This window comes from Mycolicibacter minnesotensis (genome assembly GCF_010731755.1).
Taxonomy (GTDB): domain Bacteria; phylum Actinomycetota; class Actinomycetes; order Mycobacteriales; family Mycobacteriaceae; genus Mycobacterium; species Mycobacterium minnesotense.
Map to the genome: position 1 here is coordinate 47,158 of NZ_AP022589.1, position 21,178 is coordinate 68,335.

Annotated in this window: 19 protein-coding genes; 7 read left to right on the top strand and 12 right to left on the bottom strand. The window is 66.3% G+C overall.

All coding sequences use genetic code 11. The annotated features are described in order from the left end of the window. The first annotated feature begins 466 nt into the window (after nucleotides 1–466). Nucleotides 467–1,342 (top strand): KPN_02809 family neutral zinc metallopeptidase, encoded by an 876-nt coding sequence (ypfJ, locus tag G6N09_RS00240; RefSeq protein ID WP_083024883.1) that lies wholly within the window; start codon nucleotides 467–469, stop codon nucleotides 1,340–1,342. Here the strand turns inward: ypfJ and G6N09_RS00245 are convergent. Both G6N09_RS00245 and G6N09_RS00250 read right to left on the bottom strand, forming a co-directional pair. After that, the gene (locus tag G6N09_RS00245) at nucleotides 1,339–2,211 is read right to left on the bottom strand and encodes a dihydrodipicolinate synthase family protein (RefSeq protein WP_407662632.1); all 873 of its coding nucleotides are present in this window, start codon (nucleotides 2,209–2,211) and stop codon (nucleotides 1,339–1,341) included. The genes ypfJ and G6N09_RS00245 overlap by 4 nt on opposite strands. Nucleotides 2,212–2,229: 18 nt before the next feature. Continuing rightward, entirely contained in the window at nucleotides 2,230–3,015 is a 786-nt protein-coding gene (locus G6N09_RS00250) for an aldolase (protein WP_083024972.1), read from the bottom strand. Nucleotides 3,016–3,094: 79 nt separating this feature from the next. On the opposite strand from G6N09_RS00250, the gene G6N09_RS00255 reads away from it, so the two are divergent. Beyond that, nucleotides 3,095–3,628, top strand: a complete 534-nt coding sequence (locus G6N09_RS00255; protein ID WP_083024886.1) for a helix-turn-helix domain-containing protein — start codon at nucleotides 3,095–3,097, stop codon at nucleotides 3,626–3,628. Then, nucleotides 3,625–3,972: a gamma-glutamylcyclotransferase family protein gene (locus G6N09_RS00260; protein ID WP_083024888.1), complete on the top strand. Its 348-nt coding sequence runs from the start codon at nucleotides 3,625–3,627 to the stop codon at nucleotides 3,970–3,972. The genes G6N09_RS00255 and G6N09_RS00260 overlap by 4 nt, the downstream gene beginning before the upstream one ends. A 4-nt stretch (nucleotides 3,973–3,976) precedes the next feature. Here G6N09_RS00260 and G6N09_RS00265 read toward each other — a convergent pair whose 3' ends face one another. From G6N09_RS00265 to G6N09_RS00280, 4 genes are all read right to left on the bottom strand, one after another. Further along, nucleotides 3,977–4,519, bottom strand: a complete 543-nt coding sequence (locus G6N09_RS00265; RefSeq protein ID WP_083024890.1) for an Rv2576c family protein — start codon at nucleotides 4,517–4,519, stop codon at nucleotides 3,977–3,979. Nucleotides 4,520–4,571: 52 nt separating this feature from the next. Beyond that, nucleotides 4,572–5,495 carry an endonuclease domain-containing protein gene (locus G6N09_RS00270; protein WP_109558890.1) on the bottom strand — a complete coding sequence of 308 codons (924 nt, stop codon included), beginning with the start codon at nucleotides 5,493–5,495 and terminating at the stop codon, nucleotides 4,572–4,574. A gap of 80 nt (nucleotides 5,496–5,575) precedes the next feature. Then, complete coding sequence (hisS, locus tag G6N09_RS00275) at nucleotides 5,576–6,838, bottom strand: histidine--tRNA ligase (RefSeq protein ID WP_083024894.1); 1,263 nt, start codon at nucleotides 6,836–6,838, stop codon at nucleotides 5,576–5,578. Further along, nucleotides 6,835–7,512, bottom strand: a complete 678-nt coding sequence (locus G6N09_RS00280) for an MBL fold metallo-hydrolase (protein ID WP_083024896.1) — start codon at nucleotides 7,510–7,512, stop codon at nucleotides 6,835–6,837. The genes hisS and G6N09_RS00280 overlap by 4 nt, the downstream gene beginning before the upstream one ends. Before the next feature lie 111 nt (nucleotides 7,513–7,623). On the opposite strand from G6N09_RS00280, the gene G6N09_RS00285 reads away from it, so the two are divergent. Together G6N09_RS00285 and G6N09_RS00290 are read left to right on the top strand one after the other, a co-directional pair. Further along, a complete protein-coding gene (locus G6N09_RS00285) occupies nucleotides 7,624–8,508 on the top strand; it encodes a peptidylprolyl isomerase (protein WP_083024898.1) in 885 nt (294 codons plus the stop codon). Between the two features lie 249 nt (nucleotides 8,509–8,757). Then, nucleotides 8,758–10,725: a protein kinase domain-containing protein gene (locus G6N09_RS00290; protein ID WP_083024975.1), complete on the top strand. Its 1,968-nt coding sequence runs from the start codon at nucleotides 8,758–8,760 to the stop codon at nucleotides 10,723–10,725. Nucleotides 10,726–10,739: 14 nt separating this feature from the next. Here the strand turns inward: G6N09_RS00290 and G6N09_RS00295 are convergent, their stop codons facing one another. From G6N09_RS00295 to yajC, 6 genes are all read right to left on the bottom strand, one after another. Further along, nucleotides 10,740–13,058: a RelA/SpoT family protein gene (locus tag G6N09_RS00295; protein WP_083024901.1), complete on the bottom strand. Its 2,319-nt coding sequence runs from the start codon at nucleotides 13,056–13,058 to the stop codon at nucleotides 10,740–10,742. A gap of 117 nt (nucleotides 13,059–13,175) precedes the next feature. Next, complete coding sequence (locus G6N09_RS00300; protein WP_179959859.1) at nucleotides 13,176–13,715, bottom strand: adenine phosphoribosyltransferase; 540 nt, start codon at nucleotides 13,713–13,715, stop codon at nucleotides 13,176–13,178. Beyond that, a complete protein-coding gene (locus tag G6N09_RS00305; protein WP_083024905.1) occupies nucleotides 13,712–15,370 on the bottom strand; it encodes an ABC transporter substrate-binding protein in 1,659 nt (552 codons plus the stop codon). The genes G6N09_RS00300 and G6N09_RS00305 overlap by 4 nt, the downstream gene beginning before the upstream one ends. A 6-nt stretch (nucleotides 15,371–15,376) precedes the next feature. Then, nucleotides 15,377–16,696, bottom strand: a complete 1,320-nt coding sequence (gene secF, locus G6N09_RS00310) for a protein translocase subunit SecF (RefSeq protein ID WP_083024907.1) — start codon at nucleotides 16,694–16,696, stop codon at nucleotides 15,377–15,379. 4 nt (nucleotides 16,697–16,700) lie between these two features. Next, nucleotides 16,701–18,806 carry a protein translocase subunit SecD gene (gene secD, locus G6N09_RS00315; RefSeq protein ID WP_083024909.1) on the bottom strand — a complete coding sequence of 702 codons (2,106 nt, stop codon included), beginning with the start codon at nucleotides 18,804–18,806 and terminating at the stop codon, nucleotides 16,701–16,703. Nucleotides 18,807–18,979: 173 nt separating this feature from the next. After that, entirely contained in the window at nucleotides 18,980–19,288 is a 309-nt protein-coding gene (yajC, locus tag G6N09_RS00320; protein ID WP_083024912.1) for a preprotein translocase subunit YajC, read from the bottom strand. A 183-nt stretch (nucleotides 19,289–19,471) separates the two neighbouring features. On the opposite strand from yajC, the gene G6N09_RS00325 reads away from it, so the two are divergent. Together G6N09_RS00325 and gabT are read left to right on the top strand one after the other, a co-directional pair. Then, nucleotides 19,472–19,792, top strand: a complete 321-nt coding sequence (locus G6N09_RS00325; RefSeq protein WP_109558886.1) for a hypothetical protein — start codon at nucleotides 19,472–19,474, stop codon at nucleotides 19,790–19,792. A gap of 40 nt (nucleotides 19,793–19,832) precedes the next feature. Then, nucleotides 19,833–21,173 carry a 4-aminobutyrate--2-oxoglutarate transaminase gene (gene gabT / locus G6N09_RS00330; RefSeq protein WP_109558891.1) on the top strand — a complete coding sequence of 447 codons (1,341 nt, stop codon included), beginning with the start codon at nucleotides 19,833–19,835 and terminating at the stop codon, nucleotides 21,171–21,173. Nucleotides 21,174–21,178 lie beyond the last annotated feature (5 nt).

The window sequence follows — 21,178 nt, forward strand, 5'->3', positions numbered from 1 at the left end:
GGTGAAGTGTTGGGTATGCGAAGTCTGCGTCAATACTTGACGTAGATCACTCTAACTGACAGATGTAATAACGGTCTGATAAAGATGTGGCTGCTGAGGCGAACAGCAACTCGCGGCCGGCGCACCGATCGGCCCCGCGCAGACGAGTTGAGAACTTCACGGACAGACGACCTCTCGTGCAAAGTTTGATGCAGATAGCTGTTGCGGCCGAGACGAGACGAGTCCCATAGCGGCCGGAAGCAGAACGTAACACCGCTGCGACCTCGCGGCACAGCAGCGTCACAAACATTCAGTAAAGCTTTGGGATCCGGCCAGACAACGCTGAATTCACTTAGCCAAGACGTGGGATTCGTGGCGCCGAACCAGGCGAAACCGGGCCTGACGGCGGGCTCCGGTATGCGAAGCTAAGGTGCCCAAACCGGACAGCGCCACCCTCTAACCCACCGACTACCCCACGGAGCGCCTGATGACCTTCAACGAAGGTATGCAGATCGACACCAGCACGACTTCGTCGGGCGGCGGCGGCCGTGGTATCGCCATCGGCGGCGGCGTGGCCGGACTGGTGATCCTGGTGGTGGCGCTGCTGCTGGGGGCCGATCCCGGCGAAGTGCTCAGTCAGCAGCCGGTGGATCAAGGCCAGTACACCGCTCCCGGCTTCGACCTCAGTAAGTGCCGTACCGGCGAGGACGCCAATAAGTACGTCCAATGCCGGGTGGTGGCCACCGCCAACTCGGTGGACGCGGTGTGGTCGGATCTACTGAACGGCTACACCCGCCCGCGGGTGCAGCTTTTTAGTGGACAGACGTCCACCGCATGTGGGGCGGCGACGAGTGCGGTGGGACCGTTCTACTGCCCAGCTGATCAGACCGCCTACTTCGACACCGACTTCTTCAACGTGCTCGTCGACCGGTTCGGCTCGAGCAGCGGGCCACTGGCTCAGGAATACGTGGTGGCCCACGAATTCGGTCACCACGTGCAGAACCTGCTCGGCGTTCTCGGTCGGGCACAGACCGGAGCGCAGGGCGCTACGGGAGCCGGCGTGCGCACCGAGCTGCAGGCCGACTGCTATGCCGGGGTATGGGCGCACTACGCATCGGTGACCAAGCAGGAAAGCACCGGAGTGCCGTTTCTGAAGCCGCTCACCGACGCCGACATTCGCGACGCACTGTCGGCGGCATCGTCAGTGGGCGACGACCGGATCCAAGAGGCCGCTACCGGCCGGGTCAACCCGGAGTCGTGGACCCACGGCGCCTCAGCGCAGCGTCAGCACTGGTTCACCGTCGGCTATCAGACCGGCGACCCCAACCAGTGCGACACCTTCGCCGCCTCGAATCTCGGCTAGCCCGAGAGCAGCACACGCAGCTGAGCCCGTCCCTCCTCGTCGAGCGGCAACAGCGGGCGGCGCGGCTCACCCGCCGGGATTCCGAGCAGCTCCAGGCCCGCCTTGACCGTGGTGGGCAGCCCGCCCGCGACGATGAACTCCAACAGTGGCTTGAGGTCGTCATAGAGACCCTGCGCCGTCGGCAGATCCCCCGCCCGCACCGCGGCGTAGAGGTCCAGACAAGGCTCGGGAAGAAGGTTGGGCGCCGCGGTGCACCAGCCGGCGGCCCCGGCGCGCAGCGCGTCGAGCACGAGTGGATTACTGCCGTTGAAGAACGGCAGCCGGCCCCCGGACAGCTCGGCGATGCGCAGCATCCGGCTCAGATCCCCGGTGGACTCCTTGACCATGGTCACGTACTCGATGCGTTCGAACATGGCCACCAGTAACTCCGGATTCATATCGACGCCGGAGGTCGCCGGATTGTTGTAGGCCACGATGTCGATGCCGATGGCATCGGAGATGGCCGCGTAGTGCGTGAAGACCTCGCGTTCGGACAGCTTCCAGTAAGACACCGGCGCAACCATGACCGCGTCGGCGCCGGCCTGCGCGGCGTAGCGGGCCCGGTGCACGGTGCCTGCGGTGGTCAGATCCGAGACGCCCACCAGCACGGGTAACCGACCGTCGACCGCTGCGATCGAGGCGTCGACGCAGGTGTCGAACTCGTGCTCGTCGAGGTAGGCGAGTTCACCGGTGCTGCCCAGCGGGGCGATGGCGTGGACCCCGGCCTCGATGAGGTGGTCAATCACCGTGGTCAGGATGTCTGTGTCGACGCCGCCGTCCCGGAACGGCGTCACGGGGTAGCCGATGACACCGTGCAATTGTGTTGTCACGATAGGAACTCCTGTTATCTATTGGGTGATTGCGTCGGGGTGGCCGGCCAGCGCGCGGCGGGCGTAGTAGGCGAAGTTGGCTGCACTGCGTCGGGGCAAGAGCGTCCAGTCGTGGGCTTGGCGGGCCAGCTGCTTTGGCAGTTCCTTGATGGTCCCAGCCGCCATGGCGGCCAGCTGCAGCGCGGCGGCCCGTTCGATCAGGACGGCCAGTGAACAGGCCTCCTCCACGCTGGTGCCGACCACGATCTGGCCGTGGTGCGCCAGCAGGATCGCCTTCTTCTGGCCGAGGGCGGCGGAGATGATCTCGCCCTCCTCATTGCCGACTGGAACCCCCGGCCAGATCGGCAGGAAAGCGCAGTCGTCGTAGAGCGGCGTGGTGTCCATATGCGACACGATCAGCGGCGTTTCCAACATCGACAGTGCTGCTACGTGAAACGGGTGGGTGTGCACGATGCACCGCACGTCCGGGCGGGCCCGGTAAATCCAGCTGTGGAAACGATTGGCAGGGTTGGCCATGCCCTCGCCCTCAATGACGGCGAGGTCCTCATCGACCACCAGCAGGTTGTCGTCGGTGATCTCGTCGAAACCTAGACCCAGGCGCTGGGTGTAGTACGTTCCCGGCGCCTCGGCTCGGGCGGTGATCTGTCCGGCCAGCCCCGAGTCGTGGCCACGGTCGAAAAGCGCCCGGCAGGTGAGCGCCAGTTTCTGGCGAGTGGTCCATCGGGTTTCGGTGAAGTTCTCGGCCAATCGTTGCTCCGCGCGCTGCATCAGATCGGCTTTGGAATCGTCGAATGTGGCACCCATGGCAGCTCCTTGGATCGCGGGAGTGTGTGACACGACCATAACCGATAGGACACTTTGTGTCATCTGTCATGATGGGCGCATGACAGCACTGCTGCGTACCGTCCGCAAGCAGCGAGGACTCACCCTCGAGGGCCTCGCCGAGCGGACCGGGCTGACCAAGAGCTACCTGTCCAAGATCGAGCGCAGTCGCAGTACGCCGTCCATAGCGGTCGCCATGAAGGTCGCCCAGGCTCTGGACGTCGATGTCGCGCAACTGTTCTCCGACCGCGGAGACGAGGACAAGATCGCGATCGACCGCGCCGCGGCCCGCAGCGCGAATCCGCAGCGATATCAGGCGGTGGCGTCGGGAATGCTCGGCAAGACCATGTCTCCCTTCGTGGTGCTCCCCAGCGGCGACACAACCAGCGACTCGCATCCCCCGCACGCTCTACATGACGGACAGGAGTTCCTCTTCGTCCATGCTGGGACGGTCGAGCTGGAATACGGCGAGGCGACCTGGAGCCTGACGGTCGGCGACAGCGCCTACTTCGACGCCTCGATCAGCCACCGCATCCGGTCGGTGGGGCCAGAACCGGCCCAGGTGGTGGTCGTCGCCGAAAACAGCCCGCGATGAGCACCGAGATGTTGTTCTCCTACGGCACGCTGCAGCTGCCGGAGGTGCAACGCAACACGTTCGGGCGTGAACTCGACGGCCGCCCCGACGCCATCGTCGGGTATGACCTCGACTACGTGACGATCACCGATCCGCAGGTGGTGGCCGTCAGCGGCAGCGACCGCCATCCGATCCTGCGTCCCGCTGACGCCCACGACGCATCCGTGCCCGGCACGGTGTTCGCGATCAGCCCCGCCGATCTGGCGGCCGCTGATGAGTACGAGGTCGACGCCTATAAGCGGATCTCGGTGCCGTTGCGCTCGGGCGTACGGGCCTGGGTCTACGTGTTCGCCGACGGAATCTGAGCGGTCACCACGGCCGAGTCGCGCAGGACACACCGCTACCGCCCTGCTGCGAGACCAGGACCTCGCCGTCGACAGCGATCTCGCAGTGGAACTCGGGGTTGGTCCGCAAGCCCCCGCTTGCGGTGACCAGCGCCCACTGGCTCGGATCGGCAAGCGTCGTGGTGTAGACCACCGGCTGTCCCCCGCCGATCGGCACGCGCACGGTCTCAAGGTATTCCGAGGAATTGGCGTTGTAGGCCGCCATGCTGGGCGGGTCGGTCTTGATGTAGGAGATGTTGCCGGTCAGGTCGCTGGTGGCGGTGATCGTGTAGGTGACTTCATGGCCGTCGGTGGTGCTCTTCTTCGGTGCCTCGGCCGTCGGTTCGGTGGCATTCTCCGTCGGCGTAGGTGCCGGGTTCTCGGTGGCCGATGCCGCAGGGCTCTCGGTGGGCGATGCCGGGCTGGGCTCGGGGTCCGCCCGTGACGTCGCGTGACTGCCTGCGAATCCCGCGGTCGCCATCAGCAACACCGCCCCGAACCTGACTGTCACATTCCGCATGATCGTCATACCCCGCCACGCTACCGGAGGTCTGGTCTGCGTCGCCGAGTGTCGGTTTGTGTCACGCTCCGAGGCGCTGGGTGTGCAATAAGTCGACGTTCAAATCAGTCCCGGTATAACCGGCAGCTCGGAGCGCAGCTCTGACCCGGCCAAGCACCACACCAGGTCGATACCGAAGAAGGTCGCTGCTGACCCGAACGATCACCCAGCCGCGTGCGAACAACTCGGCGTAGCGATCGATATCAGCGGTCCGCTGCCGAGGGTCGGTCCAATGCTGGGCACCGTCAAATTCCACACCGACCTGGTATTCGGGCCAGCCCATATCAATACGAGCGAAGGGACGGCCGAAGCCGTCTCGCACGACGATTTGGGTCGTCGGGCGCGGGAGTCCGCCGCGTATCAGCAACAGCCGCGTGCGGGTTTCCTGCGGAGATTCCGCGCCGCCGTCCATCAGTGTGATCGCGCGCCGTAACTGCAGCAGGCCGCGAGCACCTCTGTGGCGCTCCGCTAGCGCGGAAACGTCCTCTACGACCAGCCTCGTCGCATTCGCCAGGGCGTCGAGGCGCATGACTGCACCGGTTAGCCCCTTACTACGGCCCAGATCGAAAGCGGTCCGTGCGGGTGTGGTGGTCGGTATCCCTCGGATCAGGCATGTCTCATCGGGTTCCAGCCGCTCGCGATGGATGACAATCCCCTCGGCGTCAGAGGCGGCTTTCCGATTCAGTTCCGCCGGCAATCGCACATCGAGCCATCGTGAGCGGTGTAGAGCCGCCGCTGACAAGCCCGCCACCGTAGCCGTCCGTCCCGACCAGAGCCAGCCTGCCACCGCACGCGTGACCGGCGTCAGCTCTTGGCCGTTCGGCAGATAGACGTTGCGGTATATCGACCAATGCCGACTGCGTAACGTCCGCCGGGTCACGCTGCCTGCCGCCAACGCCTCAGTGCCGAGGAAGGGCCAGGCGGAATCCGGTGTGGGGGTCGGCATGGCAGTCACAGTGCCGACTCGGGCCGTCATCGGAATACCGAGTGTCGACTTGTGTCACCCGTTCTGTGGATAAACGTGCATCAAGGCAACATTCGGCGCAGTACCTCGGCGACGACGTCCTCGGTCGGCACATCCACCTGTTCACCAGTGGCCAGATTCTTGACGCCCACGGTGCCGGCCTGCAGATCGCGGTCACCGGCGACCAGGGCGATGACCGCGCCGGAGCGGTCGGCGGCGCGCATGGCCCCCTTGAGGCCGCGGTCTCCATAGGCCAGGTCTACCCGGACCCCGGCAGTCCGCAAGTGGCCGGCAAGGACGGCCAGCCGCAGCTTGGCCGCCTCGGAAAGGCCCACTCCGTACACGTCGCAACGGGTGGTCTGCCCCACGGTCTTGCCCTCGGCCGCCAGGGCCAACAGGGTGCGGTCCACGCCGAGACCGAAGCCGATTCCGGACAGATCCTGGCCACCGAGCTGGCGCATGAGCCCGTCGTAGCGGCCCCCGCCCCCGATTCCGGACTGTGCGCCCAGACCGTCATGCACGAACTCAAAGGTGGTCTTGGTGTAGTAGTCCAACCCGCGCACCATGCGCGGGTTGACCACGTAGGGCACACCGAGCGCGTCCAGATGTGCCAGCACCGTGTCGAAGTGCGTCCGGGCTCCCGTCGAGAGATGGTCCAGCATGACCGGGGCGTCAGCGGTCATCTCACGCACGTGTGGCCGCTTGTCGTCGAGCACCCGAAGCGGGTTGAGTTGCGCACGCTGACGCGTCTCCTCGTCGAGGTCGAGCCCGAACAGGAACTGCTGCAGCAACTCTCGATAAGCGGGGCGGCAGGTGTCGTCGCCTAAGGAGGTGATCTCCAGACGGAAACCCTCCAACCCCAGCGAGCGGAAACCCGCATCGGCGACGGCGATCACCTCGGCGTCCAGTGCGGGATCGTCTACTCCGATTGCCTCGACACCCACCTGCTGCAGCTGCCGATAGCGGCCGGCCTGTGGACGCTCGTAGCGGAAAAAGGGGCCCGCATAGCAGAGTTTGGCAGGCAGCTGCCCGCGGTCCAGGCCGTGCTCGATCACCGCGCGCATGACGCCCGCGGTGCCCTCAGGCCGCAGGGTCACCGATCGCTCCCCGCGATCGGCAAACGTGTACATCTCCTTGGAGACCACGTCGGTGGACTCCCCCACCCCGCGCGCGAACAGTGCGGTGTCTTCGAAGATCGGCAGCTCGATGTCGCCGTAGCCGGCACGGCGAGCGACCGCCAGCAATCCGTCGCGGACTGCGACGAAACCGGCCGAGGACGGAGGAACGTAGTCGGGCACCCCTTTGGGTGCGGCAAAGGTGCTCACGCACTAAGCCCTTCTAGGAATGGGTTGTAACGGCGCTCGTCGCCGATGGTGGTCTTGGGTCCGTGGCCCGGCAGCACCACGCATCCATCGTCGAGGCGCAGCAGCTTGTCGACGATCGAGTTCATCAGGTCACGGCCGCTGCCTCCGGGCAGGTCGGTGCGGCCGACGGAGTTCTGAAACAGGGTGTCACCGCTGAACACAACCTCGGCAGCGTCGCCTTCGACCCGGAAGACCACCGAACCACGGGTGTGGCCGGGCGTGTGGTCGACGGTGACCTTGGTGTCGCCCAAGCCGATCACGGCAGCGTCGCGATCCAGTTCGATCAGCTGCTTGGGTTCAGTGAACATCACCTTGCTCAACGCACCGAACAACGCCTGCCCGGGCACCGTGCCCAGTGAGCGCAGTGGATCGGTGAGCATGAAGCGGTCCTCGGGGTGAATGTAGGTGGGGCAGCCGTAGGTGTCGGACACTTTCTGGGCCGACCAGATGTGGTCAATGTGGCCGTGGGTGAGCAGCACTGCCGACGGGGTCAGCCGGTTGTCGTCCAGCACACGCCGCAGCCGGGCCATGGCACGTTGGCCGGGGTCAATGACGATCGCGTCGGCGCCCTGCCGTTGCGCCAGCACGTAGCAGTTGCACGCCAGCATTCCAGCGGGGAATCCGGTGACCAACACGCCGACCAGTTTCCCATTGCATCTCCAGCTGGCAGTGACGCGGGCGGCTCCGACGGGCTCTGGCAGACTTGAGGCCCGACTCACATCAGCGAGCCAGGAGGTTTACCGCCGGTGCCCACGAACTCAGAGCGGCGTGCCGCCGCCAAGCGCAATCTGGACCAACAGGTACAGCAGCGTGCCGAGGCCGCCCGCAAGCAGCGGCGGCTGCTGATGATCGTCGGTGCCGTCGCCGCGGTGTTGCTGATCGCCGGGGTGGTGTTCGTGGTGCTGCGCGACAACGACCCGGGCAACGTCAACGCGATCGCCTCGTCGAGCGAGAGCACCTCGGAGGCCGCAGATACCCCGGCCACGCCGGCGTCGGCGGGGCAACTGCCGAAGTTCACCGCGTCGCCCCAGTTGGGCGCCGACTGCCAGTACCCGAAGGCCCGGCCGGCCACCAAGGCGGTCGAGCTTCCGCGGTCCGGCAAAGTTCCTACCGACCCGGCCCAGGTCAGCGTCTCGATGCTGACCGACCAGGGGCCCATCGGATTGATGCTCAACAACGCCCAAGCCCCGTGCACCGTGAACAGCTTCATCAGCCTGGCCGCCAAGGACTTCTTCAAAGGCACGCAGTGCCATCGGCTGACCACCTCGCCGATGCTCAGCGTGTTGCAGTGCGGCGACCCCGCCGGCGACGGCACCGGCGGCCCGGGCTATGAGTTCGACAACGAATACCCCACTGACCAGTACAGCTTGGGCGACCCAGCGGCCCAGCAGCCGGTCACCTACCCACGCGGCACGGTCGCGATGGCCAACGCCGGGCCTGGCACCAACGGCAGTCAGTTCTTCCTCGTCTACAAGGATTCGATGCTGCCACCGCAGTACACGGTGTTCGGCACGATTCAGAACGACGGCCTGGCCACCCTGGACAAAATTGCTGCGGCCGGCGTGCAGGGTGGCGGCGACGACGGCCCGCCGGCAACCAAGGTGACCGTCAAGTCGGTGCGGGCCGACTAGGCGGGCGCAGGAAAGTTCCTCGTCGGGTCGTATCGAGCCCAAGATCCCAAGAACGCAGCTACGGTCGCATCCGCACTAGTGGAATATTCTTTACTACCGCGGGCACATGTCTGTGCAGCTAACATGTCGGCGGATCGACCGGGTTAGCGCACTTATGGCTCGGGCCGGACACCCGACTATGAGGAGAAGCGGCTCGTGACAACGGTATTCGGCCGCTACGAACTGTTGGACCTGCTGGGCCGCGGCGGGATGGGCGAGATCTATCGTGCCCACGACACCGCCACCGACCGGATCGTCGCGGTCAAGTTGCTGCCGGCTCATTTGGCCGATAACCCGGCTTTTCAACATCGCTTTCGCCGGGAGGCGCGCGCCGTTGCCGCTCTCAACGACCCCCACATCGTGCCCATCCACAATTACGGCGATATCGATGGCCGCCTCTACGTCGACATGCGCCTGATCGAAGGACGCGACCTGGGAAAGGTCATCGCCGACAGCGGCGGCCGCCTCGTCCCGCGGCGCGCCGTGGCGATCATCGAACAGATTGCCTCCGCCCTAGATACCGCTCATGACGCCGGCTTGGTCCACCGGGACGTCAAACCCTCCAACATCCTGCTGACTGTGCGCGACTTCGCCTATCTGATCGACTTCGGCATCGCCCGCAGCACCGACGACACGGCGATGACCGGCACCGGACTTGCCGTCGGAACGCTGGCCTACATGGCCCCGGAACGCTTCAGCGGCAACGCCGATCACCGAGCCGATATCTACGCTTTGAGCTGCGTGCTCTACCAAGCCCTCACCGGTCGGCAGCCGTACCCCAGCGACAGCCTCGAGCGGCAAATCGCCGCCCACCTCAATGTTGCGCCGCCCAAGCCGTCCGTCCACGACGTACCGGTGGCGTTCGACGCCGTCATTGCTCGCGGCATGGCGAAGGACCCCGACGAGCGCCATCAAACCGCGACGGCACTGGCCCGCGAGGCAGCAGCGGCCCTCAATGCGCCGGTCAAGGCGAAAGCGGCTCCGCCAAAGCCGGTGGCCCCTGCCCCATTCGTCGAGACACCGGCTGTCAGGATCGCACCTCGATCGGTGCGAGCGGCCCGTTATGTGGCTGGCGCCTGCGTCGCCGCCCAATTCGCAATGATGGGCAGTTACATCTACACGTCCACCTCCTTTGCCCAGAGTCGAGTGATGCTGACCGCCACCGGACAACCGCCGACCACCGCGCAACTCGCGCAGGCGCAAAAGACGATCAGTGATCGCCTCGCCGACCGGGGAATCGCTGACGCCCAGGTCGTTGTCGACGGAAGCGGCCTGATGGCAATGGTGCCCAAGGGCGATGTTGCCAAACTGGCTGGAATCGGTCAGCGCGCAATGCTTTATGCAAGGCCGGTGATCAACGCGGTGTCGGTGCTGACAACGCTGGGGGCTGGATCCGGCACGGGCGCGCAGGACCCGGGACCGGGCCCGGACATCATCACGACCAGCCCCGGACCCGAAAACACCGGCGAGTCCGCCACGCCCGGCAGCTCGGCCGGTCCGGCTCCTACGGCACCGGGATCGCCCGCCGAGCCGATGTTCCCCGACGACCAGTCCCAGAGTTGGGAGGCCCGCGTTGCCGCCGAGAAACGGCTGCGGCAGAGCGACAACAACGTGGTACAGCAGCTGGCCCTGCAGATTCAGGCCCAACGTTGCGATAGGGAAGACATCCTTGCCGGCAACGACGACCCGGACCTGCCGCTGGTGACTTGTTCGGAGGACCACCGGACGGCCTACCTGCTGGCGCCCGCGATCTTCACCGGAGCCCAGGTCACCGACGCGGTCGGGCGCCGGAGCTGGGATGTCGATGGCGACTACGTCAAAGTCCTCTTGTCGCCCGCCGCAACCGCCACCTGGGCAAGCTATGCCGCATCGCACATCGGCGATCAGGTCGCGTACACGTTGGACACCCAGGTGCTCAGCACGCAAGAGATACGCGAGACGAACCGCGATGGCGATCCCAAGATTGCGATGGGCAACTCACTGCCCGGAGACCTAAGCAGTTTGGCGAACACCTTGAAGCATCAGCCGTTGCCGACAACGTTCGGCATCGGCGCCCCTGAAGAGGCCCCGATAGCGTTCGACCGCCCGTCGACCGCGCTGGTCACCGGCACCGTGGCTGTGTCGCTGATGTTGCTTGGGGCACTGGCTTACCTGCTCCTGCGCCGACAACCTGACTAGCCCAAAACGGGCCGTCATGCCGCCGACGTCACCCGATAGACGTCGAATACACCCTCGACGTTGCGGACCACGTTGAGCAGGTGACCGAGATGCTTCGGATCACCCATCTCGAATGTGAAGCGGCTGATCGCCACCCGATCACGTGACGTGGTGACTGAGGCCGACAAGATGTTGACCTTCTCGTCGGCGAGCACCTTGGTGATGTCCGACAGCAGCCGGTGCCGGTCCAGCGCCTCAACCTGAATAGCGACCAGGAACACCGACGAGGGCGACGGTGCCCACTTGACCTCGATGATCCGCTCATCCTGCTGACGCAGCGACTCGGCGTTGGTGCAGTCGGTGCGATGGACCGACACGCCGCCGCCACGGGTGACGAAACCCATGATCTCGTCGCCTGGGACCGGGGTGCAGCACTTGGCCAGCTTGGTGAGCACGCCCGTGGCGCCCGGGACCGCGACTCCGACGTCGTCGGCGTGCCGTTCACGACGCGGAGTGGTCAGAGGTGTGGAGCGCTCAGCCAGGTCGTCCTCGGCCTGGTCGACGCCGCCCAGCTGAGCCACCAGCCGCTGCACCACGTGATGTGCCGAGATGTGGTTCTCGCCCACGGCGGTGTAGAGCGCGGAGACGTCCGAGTAGTGCAGTTCGCGGGCCACCGCGGCCATCGACTCGCCGTTGACCAGTCGCTGCAGCGGCAGACCTGCCCGGCGTACCTCGCGGGCCATCGACTCCTTGCCGGACTCCAGGGCTTCCTCGCGACGTTCCTTGGCGAACCATTGCCGGATCTTGGCCTTGGCCCGCGGCGACACTACGAACTGCTGCCAGTCGCGCGACGGCCCGGCGTTTTGAGCCTTGGAGGTGAAGACCTCCACAACTTCGCCGTTTTCAAGCTTGCGCTCCAACGCCACCAGCCGGCCGTTGACCCGGGCGCCGATACATCGGTGGCCGACTTCGGTGTGCACCGCGTAGGCGAAGTCCACCGGCGTGGAGCCGGTGGGCAGCGTGATCACATCGCCCTTCGGAGTGAACACGAAGATCTCTTTGACGGCCAGGTCATAACGCAGCGACTCGAGGAACTCACCCGGGTCCGCGGCTTCCCGCTGCCAGTCCAGCAACTGGCGCATCCAGGCCATGTCGTCGATCTCGGCGGCGGAGTTGACGTGCGGAACGCCGTTGCGGCCCTTGGATTCTTTGTAGCGCCAGTGCGCGGCGATCCCGTACTCGGCGGTGCGGTGCATCTCCCGGGTGCGAATCTGGATCTCCAGCGGCTTGCCCTCCGGGCCGATCACCGTGGTGTGCAACGACTGGTAGACCCCGTAGCGCGGCTGGGCGATGTAGTCCTTGAACCGGCCGGCCATCGGCTGCCACAGCGAGTGCACGACACCGACGGCGGCATAACAGTCCCGGATCTCGTCGCACAGGATCCGCAGTCCTACCAAGTCGTAGATGTCGTCGAAGTCACGGCCGCGCACGATCATCTTCTGATAGATCGACCAGTAGTGCTTGGGTCTCCCCTCGACGGTCGCGGTGATCTTCGACTTGGCCAGCGTATTGACGATCTCGGCGCGCACCTTGGCCAGGTAGGTGTCGCGGGACGGCGCCCGGTCGGCCACCAACCGGACGATCTCCTCGTAGCGCTTGGGATGCAGGATCGCGAACGAGAGGTCTTCAAGCTCCCACTTGACGGTGGCCATACCGAGCCGATGGGCCAGCGGGGCAATGACTTCCAGCGTCTCGCGCGCTTTGCGGGCCTGCTTCTCCGGCGCCAGGAATCGGATGGTGCGCATATTGTGCAGCCGATCGGCGACCTTGATCACCAATACCCGAGGATCGCGTGCCATGGCGATGACCATCTTGCGGATGGTCTCGGCCTCGGCGGCGGTGCCCAGCACCACCTTGTCGAGCTTGGTCACGCCATCAACCAGGTGGGCGACCTCGTCGCCGAACTCTGCGGCCAGCGCCTGCAGTGTGTAACCGGTGTCTTCGACAGTGTCGTGCAGCAGCGCAGCCACCAGTGTGATGGTGTCCATGCCCAACTCGGCCAGGATCGTCGCCACGGCCACAGGGTGGGTGATGTAGGGATCCCCCGAATGGCGCAGCTGGGTGGCGTGCCGCTGCTCGGCCACCTCGTAGGCGCGCTGCAGCAGCGCAAGATTGGCTTTCGGGTAGTACTGCCGGTGCACCGCCACCAGGGGTTCCAGCACCGGGCTCAGGGCACCGCGTTGCGCGGTGATGCGCCGGGCAATCCGGGCCCGCACGCGCCGGGAGGCACTGGTGGGTACCTTCAGCAGATCGGTGCGCTCGGTGGGCGAGTCCTGGGCGACAGCCTCCGACATCACTACCGGCTGACTCGTGTCGACGCCGTACCGATCGGGGTCTGAGCCCTGCTCGGGGCCGTGCGGAAAGCCATTTTCAGGGCCCACTGTGCTCACCTCCGACCACGAGAATATCGACTAAATCTGATGCAGGCGCTCAAGCCGCAACGGCGCCACCGCCGCGCGCCCGCCCAGCCCGGCCAGTTCCAGCACCACGGCCGCCGCAACCACTTCGGCGCCGGCCCGTCGTAGCAGGCGCTGCGCTGCGGCCAAGGTTCCGCCGGTGGCCAGCACGTCGTCGAGGATGACCACCCGCATCCCGGCTAGTTCGATTCCCTCGGCGGGTATTTCCAAAACAGCAGTGGCGTATTCGAGCTGATAATGCTCCGCAAGCACCGGCGGCGGCAGCTTGCCGCCCTTGCGGACCGCCAACGCGCCCACTCCCAGCCGGTCGGCTACCGCCCCGGCCAGCAGAAAACCGCGGGCGTCGATACCGGCCACCAGGTCCGCACCGGCGGCGATCCGGGCCAGCTCATCGGTGACCACGGCCAGCCCGGCGGCGTCGGCGAACACCGGGGTCAGATCTTTGAAGGCTATTCCCGGGGAGGGAAAATCGGCCACCTCACGGATCAGCGACGCAATGAGCTCAGCGGCCCCCACTGCCGGCCCGGGGTTCACTGCTGCAGCTCCCAGCGGTCCATGTTCCAGCCTGCGCCCCACCGAGTCGGATTGGCTGCCACACCGTAGGTCTTCTTCGACGACAACAGCGTCCGTTGCTGACGGTAGAGCGGCAGTGTGGGCACGTCGGCCCACAGCACAGGAGCACTTTCGCCGAGCAGCCGAACCATCTCGGCGGGGTCGGCGGTGACCGCCAGCGCAGAGACGATGCCATCGATCTGGTCGTTGTGGTAGCCGGACAGGTTGTTTCCGTTGCCGCTGAACAGCTCGTAGGCGTCCACCGATGACGATCCGCTCGAACCGCTGCCGGTCGATCCCCCGGTGCTGGCGAGCAACACGTCGATCTGCCCGTCACGCAGCGCCAGCGGACCGACGTCGTCGGAGGCCACCTCGACGACGGTGATGCCGGCCGGCGCGCATGAAGCGGTGATCGCCCCGACCACCGCGGCCAGCCGGGTGTTGGGACCGCGGTAGCCGATACGCACCGTCAGCGGCTTGCCCCCGAGTGTGTCGCGGGCGGCATCGGGGTCGGCATGGGCGAACTGACCGGCCTCAGGCACGTTCTCGGCCTGGTCGAAGGCGTCGTCGATGGCGGTGTTGAGCCGCGAGTTGACCACCGGAACGCCCGCGTCGCGGGCGATCACGTCACGCGGGGTGCACAGGGCCACCGCGCGGCGGGCAGGAGTCTCCGACAGCGGGCCGGCCGGGGCGAAGATCAGCTGCTCGATTCCCCCCGAGGGGCTGTCGCTGCTCTGGTAGTCGTCGGGGGTGTTCAGTGACCCCGCGGATCCGGTCGCCACGTCAACGACCTCGATGACCCGCTTGCTGACCCGGTCGGCGATGTCGGCGGTCTGGGGCCACACGGTGATCCGTGTGGTGACCGGCTTGGCGCCCCACCACAGGTCGTTGGCCACCAACACCACGGCGCCACCCTCGAGAACCGAGTCGATCCGATAGGGACCCGAAGAAGGAAAGTGCCTCAGGTCAGCTCCGCGATCAAGCTGCCAGGTCGTGTTCCAAGCCTGCGCGATCTTGGCGATGGCCTCGTCGGCCGGTCCGAGCTTGCCCAGCAGGACTTCGGTGGTGTTCAGGCCGAGCTGGTCGCTGATGACGTGCGACGGCATCATCGAGGTGGCGCTGAACAGTTCCTCGTAGTCAACGATGTTGCGGTCCGGGAAAAAAGACACTCGGGCCTTCTTCGCTCCGGGCTGACACTCGATGTTCTCGATGTCGAGGTAGCCGGCGCGGCTGGCGGCGTCGAAGCCGGCGAACCTGCCGGATTGGGCCGCCCACGCCAGGACAAGATCGTCACAGGTGATCGGTTTGCCGTCGGAATACACCGCCGCGTCCGCGATCTGATAGTCCAGCACCAGCGGGGCGCGGCCCACCACCGAAATACTGCCGAAGTCGTGGTCGGTGACGATCTGACCGTCCGGACCGTGGTATCCGAAGCCGGTCAGAGTACGGGAGAACGCCTGCGGGCCGGCCGAAGCCGCACCGACGACGGTGGTGGTGTTATAGGTCATCAGGCCGCCGTCGACGGCGTAGTCGATCTGATCGACGGTGGCGCCGGTGCACGCCGACACCGACCAGACGGCAAGGCCGGTGATGAGCGCCACCACCGACGTCGCAGCGTGCCGCCAGCGGGCCGCCATCGCCGGTTACCGACCGGCGCCCGGCTTGCCGGTCGGACGCTGGCCGCGCCGGCTGGTAGGCCGTACCGGCTTTGCGCCGGGAGTCGGTGCCCCTGAACCCGTGGTTGCCGCACCCTCGTCCTCAGGGGTGAGGTTGTCGTCGGCATCTCCGGAATCCTCGGCGGTGTCCGAGCCCTGCGTGCCGGCCGACACCGGTTTCGACCCGGCAGCGGCGTTGCGCCTACGCATCACTCGCCTGGTGTGGTTCTGCACCAGCTCGGTCCGCTCCCGCAGGGTGACCAAGAGCGGCGTGGCCAGGTAGATCGACGAATAGGTACCGACCACGACGCCGACCAGCTGCACCAGCGCGAGGTCCTGCAACGTTCCGACGCCGAGCAGCCACACCGCGACCACCATCAGCGAGATGATCGGCAACGCCGAGATCAGGCTGGTGTTGATCGAACGCATGAAGGTCTGGTTGATGGCCAGGTTCGCCTGTTCGGCATAGGTGTAGCGGGTCTTGTGCTCGAAACCGCTGGTGTTCTCCTCGACCTTGTCGAACACGATCACGGTGTCATAGATGGAGAACCCGAGGATGGTCAACAGGCCGATCACGGTGGCCGGCGTGACCTCGAATCCGACCAGTGAGTACACCCCGGCGGTGACGAGAATGTCGAAGACCATCGAGATCATCGCCGACAGCGTCATGAACCACTCGTAACGCACGGTGATATACAGCGACGCCAGCAGCAGGAACACCACCAGAGCGATCACGGCCTTCTGGGTGATCTGGCCACCCCAGGTCTCCGAAACCGCCGAGTCACTGATCGCCTGCCTGCTGGGCTGCCCATCGGGCCCCTGAGGCTGGAAGGCCTCGAACAGGTCATCGCGCAGTTTCTCGGTCTGCTCGTTGGTGAGCGTCTCGGCGCGGATCTGCACCGTCGCCGAATTGCCGTTGCCGACCACGACCACCGACTCGGGACTGTTCCCGACGCTCTTGCGGAATACCTCTTCGACCTGCGTGACGGTCGTGTCGCCGCGCGGGAACGACACCTTGGTGCCCCCGGCGAAGTCGATTCCGAAGGTGAAACCGCGGACCAGAATGCTCACGATGGCGATCGCCACCATGACGCCGCTGATGGCGTACCACATCCGCCTGCGGCCGATCACCTCGAACGCGCCGGTACCGGTGTAGAGCCGCGACAGGAAGCTGTGCTTCGGCGCCTTGGCTGAGCCCTTGCTTGGCGTCTTTTTTGCTACGGCGCCGCTACCGCTCTTCTTCGGCTCCCCGGCTGCCGGAGCCTTCTTTGCGGGCTTGGTGCCGCTGCTGGTGCTCGGTTTGGCCATCTGGCTATCCCTGTCCCGTCGACTGGGCGGTTACCCGCGTGCGCGCTTTGGTTCCGGGCTTGCCGCTCGATCCGCCCCCCGATTTGGCGAGCGCCCGCCGCTCACGTGCAACCTGCTGAACCGCGCCGAGGCCGTTGTAGGACGGCTTGGCCAGCGTCGGCGACTTGGACGCCAGGTAGACCAGCGGCCAGGTCACCAGGAACACCACCACGATGTCGAGGATTGTGGTCAGCCCCAGGGTGAACGCGAAGCCTTTCACCTGGCCGACTGCCAGGAAGTAGAGCACCGCGGCGGCCAGGAAGGTGACCGCGTTGCCGGAGACGATCGTCTTGCGGGCTCGTGCCCATCCTCGCGGCACGGCCGAGCGGAAAGACCGGCCTTCGCGGATCTCGTCCTTGATGCGTTCGAAGAACACCACGAACGAGTCGGCGGTGGTGCCGATTCCGATGATCAGACCGGCGATACCGGCAAGGTCAAGGGTGTAGTTGATGTAGCGACCCAGCAACACCAGGATCGCGTACACCACGGCGCCGGCCAATACCAAAGACAGCGCCGTCAGCACTCCGAGAACCCGGTAGTAGAGCAGCGAATAGATCAGCACCAGCGCCAGACCGATCGCACCGGCGATCAGACCTGCCTTCAGGGAGGTCATTCCCAGTGTGGCCGAGACGGTCTCTGCTTCCGAGGCCTCGAAGGACAACGGCAGCGAGCCGTACTTCAACACATTGGCCAGCTGGCGCGCGGCGTCTTGGGTAAAGCCCGGGGAACCGCCGGTGATCTGGGTGCGGCCACCGGGAATCGCTTCCTGGATCTGCGGGGCACTGACCACCTGAGAGTCGAGCGTGAACGCAGTCTGGGTGCCGATGTGTGCGGCGGTGTAGTTGGCCCAGACGTCGGCCGCACCGCTCTTGAACTGCACCTGGACGACGTTGGCGCCGCTGCGCTGGTCCATACCCGAGCTGGCGTCGGCGATCTGGTCACCGCTGATGATCGACGGGGCCAGAACGTAGGCGACCTGGTGGTCTTGGGAACACGTCACCAACGGCAGGTCCGGGTCGTCGTTGCCGGCAAGGATGTCTTCTTTGTCGCAACGGCCGGCCTGGATCTGCAGGGCCAGCGCTTGGACAACCTTGTTGTCGCTCTGCCGCAGGCGCTTCTCCGCCGCGATACGCGCGGCCAGGCCCTGGGCCTGGTCGCCCTGCCCGGGCAGACCTGGCAGCCCCGGCAGACCGGGGAGGCCCGGGAGTGCGGGCATCTGTGCACCGGGCACCGCGGGCATACCGGGCAATCCCGGTGCCGCTGGCGCCGGCAGTGTGGCGGACTGGCTGGGGCTGGCCGGCTCGGGGCTGGCTGTCGTGGTGCCCGGAGTGGGAGTCGGCTCCTGCGGGAAGGGCCGCGGCTGAGCCGCCGGCGTCTGCGGGAGTGACCCGCTGTTTCCACCGAACAGGCCCTGTCCGCTCGCGCCGGGACCGCCGGGCAGCGTTTGGCCCCCGGACGGGAGACCGGGGATACCGCCACCGCCGAGGCCCGGAGGCAGGCCAGGTACGCCACCGCCCAAGCCCGGAGGCAGACCGGGCACGCCACCGCCCAAGCCCGGAGGCAGACCGGGCACGCCACCGCCGAGACCCGGAGGTAGGCCCGGTACGCCACCGCCGGCACCGGGCGGCAGGCCGGGCATGCCACCGCCACCGAGACCGGGCATCCGGCCGGCGGCCTGCGCTGCTTCTTCGACCGACACCGCGTTGACCACCGGACGGATGTAGAGGCGGGCCGTCTGGCCCAGGGTGCGAGCCTCATTGCCGTCGCTACCCGGCACGGTGATGACCAGGTTGTTTCCATCGATGATGACCTCAGAGCCAGATACACCGAGGCCGTTGACACGGGCACTGATGATCTGTTGCGCCTGGTTGAGCGCCTCGCGGGTCGGCGCGGAGCCGTCCGGGGTGCGCGCCGTGAGTGTCACGCGCGTGCCGCCCTGCAGGTCGATCCCGAGTTTGGGTTCGGCAAGCTTGTTTCCGGTCAGGAATACCAGCAGGTAAACACCGATGAGCAATGCCAGGAACACCGCCAGGTTGCGGGCAGGGTGCACCGACGCCGAAGGCGATGCCACGTTGTTGAGTCTCCTTCGCTCATTGCGCAATGCGCTCTCATGATCGTCGGTGCTGGCCCAAGCCCAGGCCGCCCCCGCCGATCAGTACCACTGCACCCGGAAAAGGGTACGTGCCCGGCTGGCTGGAGCGATCGTTGGGCGGGCGTTCCGCGCGTCGGGCTCTTGAGGACCCGCTAAGCGCCTTCGACGGCCTGTTCGACTGCGGGCTCGGCCGCCAGCTCCTCCAGCTCGATCTTGTCCCGAACGGCCAGCTTCATCCAGGTGGTCACCACACCCGGTGCGATCTCCAGGTCGACATCGTCATCGGTGATGCCGGTGATAGTGCCCTGCAGCCCCGAGGTGGTGTGCACCCGGTCCCCTACCTGCAGCGACTCGTGCAGGTCGATGGTGGCCTGCATCGCGCGCTTCTGCCTGCGCGAGGCGAAGAACATAAAGGCACCCATGACCAGGATCAGAGGCAGGAAGGCAACCATGTTTTCCATGACGACAACCGATCTTTCATCGTGTTCGAATGAATCTCCGGCACCGGACCACCTGAAGTGTGGCGGGCCACAGTGATCACAACAGTGTGCCACTGAGTGCGGCGACCGCACGCCGGTACCGTCGAGCACCGCCTAGGCTGTGGGAGTCATGGGGGGTCAGGATTCTTGAGGGAAGGTTGACCGATGAGGAACTTCGCATGGGGTCTGGCGACTGCCGTTGCCTTCGCGGCAGCACCCCTGGCAGTGGGAGCGATCGCCATGCCCGCCGTCGGATCTGCGGAGCCGCTGGCCTGTCCGGGCGGGCAGTACTGGGAGCCGAGCACCAACACCTGCATGCCTCTCGGTCAGGGACCGACGCCACTGGACTGCCCTGGCGGCCAGTACTGGGAGCCCTCCACAAACACCTGCATGCCTCTCGGTCAGGGACCCAAGCCGCTGGACTGCCCGCCAGGTGAATACTGGCAACCGTTCGGCAACGCATGCCGGCCACTCGGCCAGATCTGACCCACGGCAAGGATCGCCCAGGAGGGTCCCTCCCATGTCTGTGCCGCCGCTGCCCCAGAGCCGTCACTTGGCCACCGAGATTCCCGGGCCGGGCTCGGTGCAGCTCTCCCGTCGCCGAGCGGCCGCCGTCGCCCGTGGCGTGGCAAGCACACTGCCGGTCTACGCGGCGCGGGCCGGTGGGGGCATCGTCGAGGACGTCGATGGCAATCGGCTGATCGACCTGGGTTCGGGCATCGCTGTCACCACCGTGGGAGCGGCCGCCCCCCGGGTGGTGGACGCCGTGCAGCGGCAGGTCGCCGAGTTCACCCACACCTGCTTCATGGTTACGCCGTACGAGGGATACGTGGCCGTAGCCGAGGCCCTCAACCGGATCACGCCGGGCACGCACGAGAAGACGTCCGTACTGGTCAACTCCGGTTCGGAGGCCCTGGAGAACGCCGTCAAGATCGCCCGGGCTCACACCCGTAAGACCGCGGTGGTTGCGTTCGACCACGGCTATCACGGCCGGACCAACCTGACGATGGCACTGACCGCCAAGTCCATGCCCTACAAGAGTGGATTCGGGCCGTTCGCGCCCGACATCTACCGTGCCCCGACGTCCTATCCCTACCGCGACAGCCTGATCGACAAAGACCTCGGCAGCGACGGCACGCAGGCCGCCGAGCGCACCATCAGCGTCATCGAGAGCCAGATCGGGGCCGCCAACCTGGCCGCGCTGGTCATAGAGCCGATCCACGGCGAGGGTGGCTTCATCGTTCCGGCGCCGGGATTTCTGCCCGCGCTGCTGGCCTGGTGTCGCGACAACAACGTCGTGTTCGTCGCCGACGAGGTGCAGACCGGATTCGCTCGAACCGGGGCGATGTTTGCCTGCGAGCACGAGCCGATCGTGCCCGACCTCATCTGTACCGCCAAGGGAATCGCCGGTGGATTACCGCTGGCAGCGGTCACCGGCAGTGCCGACATCATGGCTGCCCCACACCTCAGCGGGCTGGGCGGCACGTTCGGCGGCAACCCGGTGGCCTGCGCCGCGGCCCTGGCGGCCTTGGCCGCGGTCGAAGCCGACGAGCTGGTGGGGCGGGCACGCCAGATCGAACGGCTGATCCTCGAGCGCCTCCGCCGGGCACAGGCCGACGACGATCGGATCGGGGACGTTCGTGGTCGCGGCGCCATGATCGCCGTCGAACTGGTGCGGCCCGACAGCGCCGAACCCGACCCGGACCTGACCAAGGCGTTGGCGGCAGCCTGTCATCAGGCCGGGGTAATCGTGTTGACCTGCGGAACGTTTGGCAACGTGGTGCGCCTGTTGCCGCCGCTGACGATCAGCGACGAGCTACTGGCCGAAGGCCTAGACGTGCTGACCGCCGAACTCGCGAAGCTCTAGCTGCG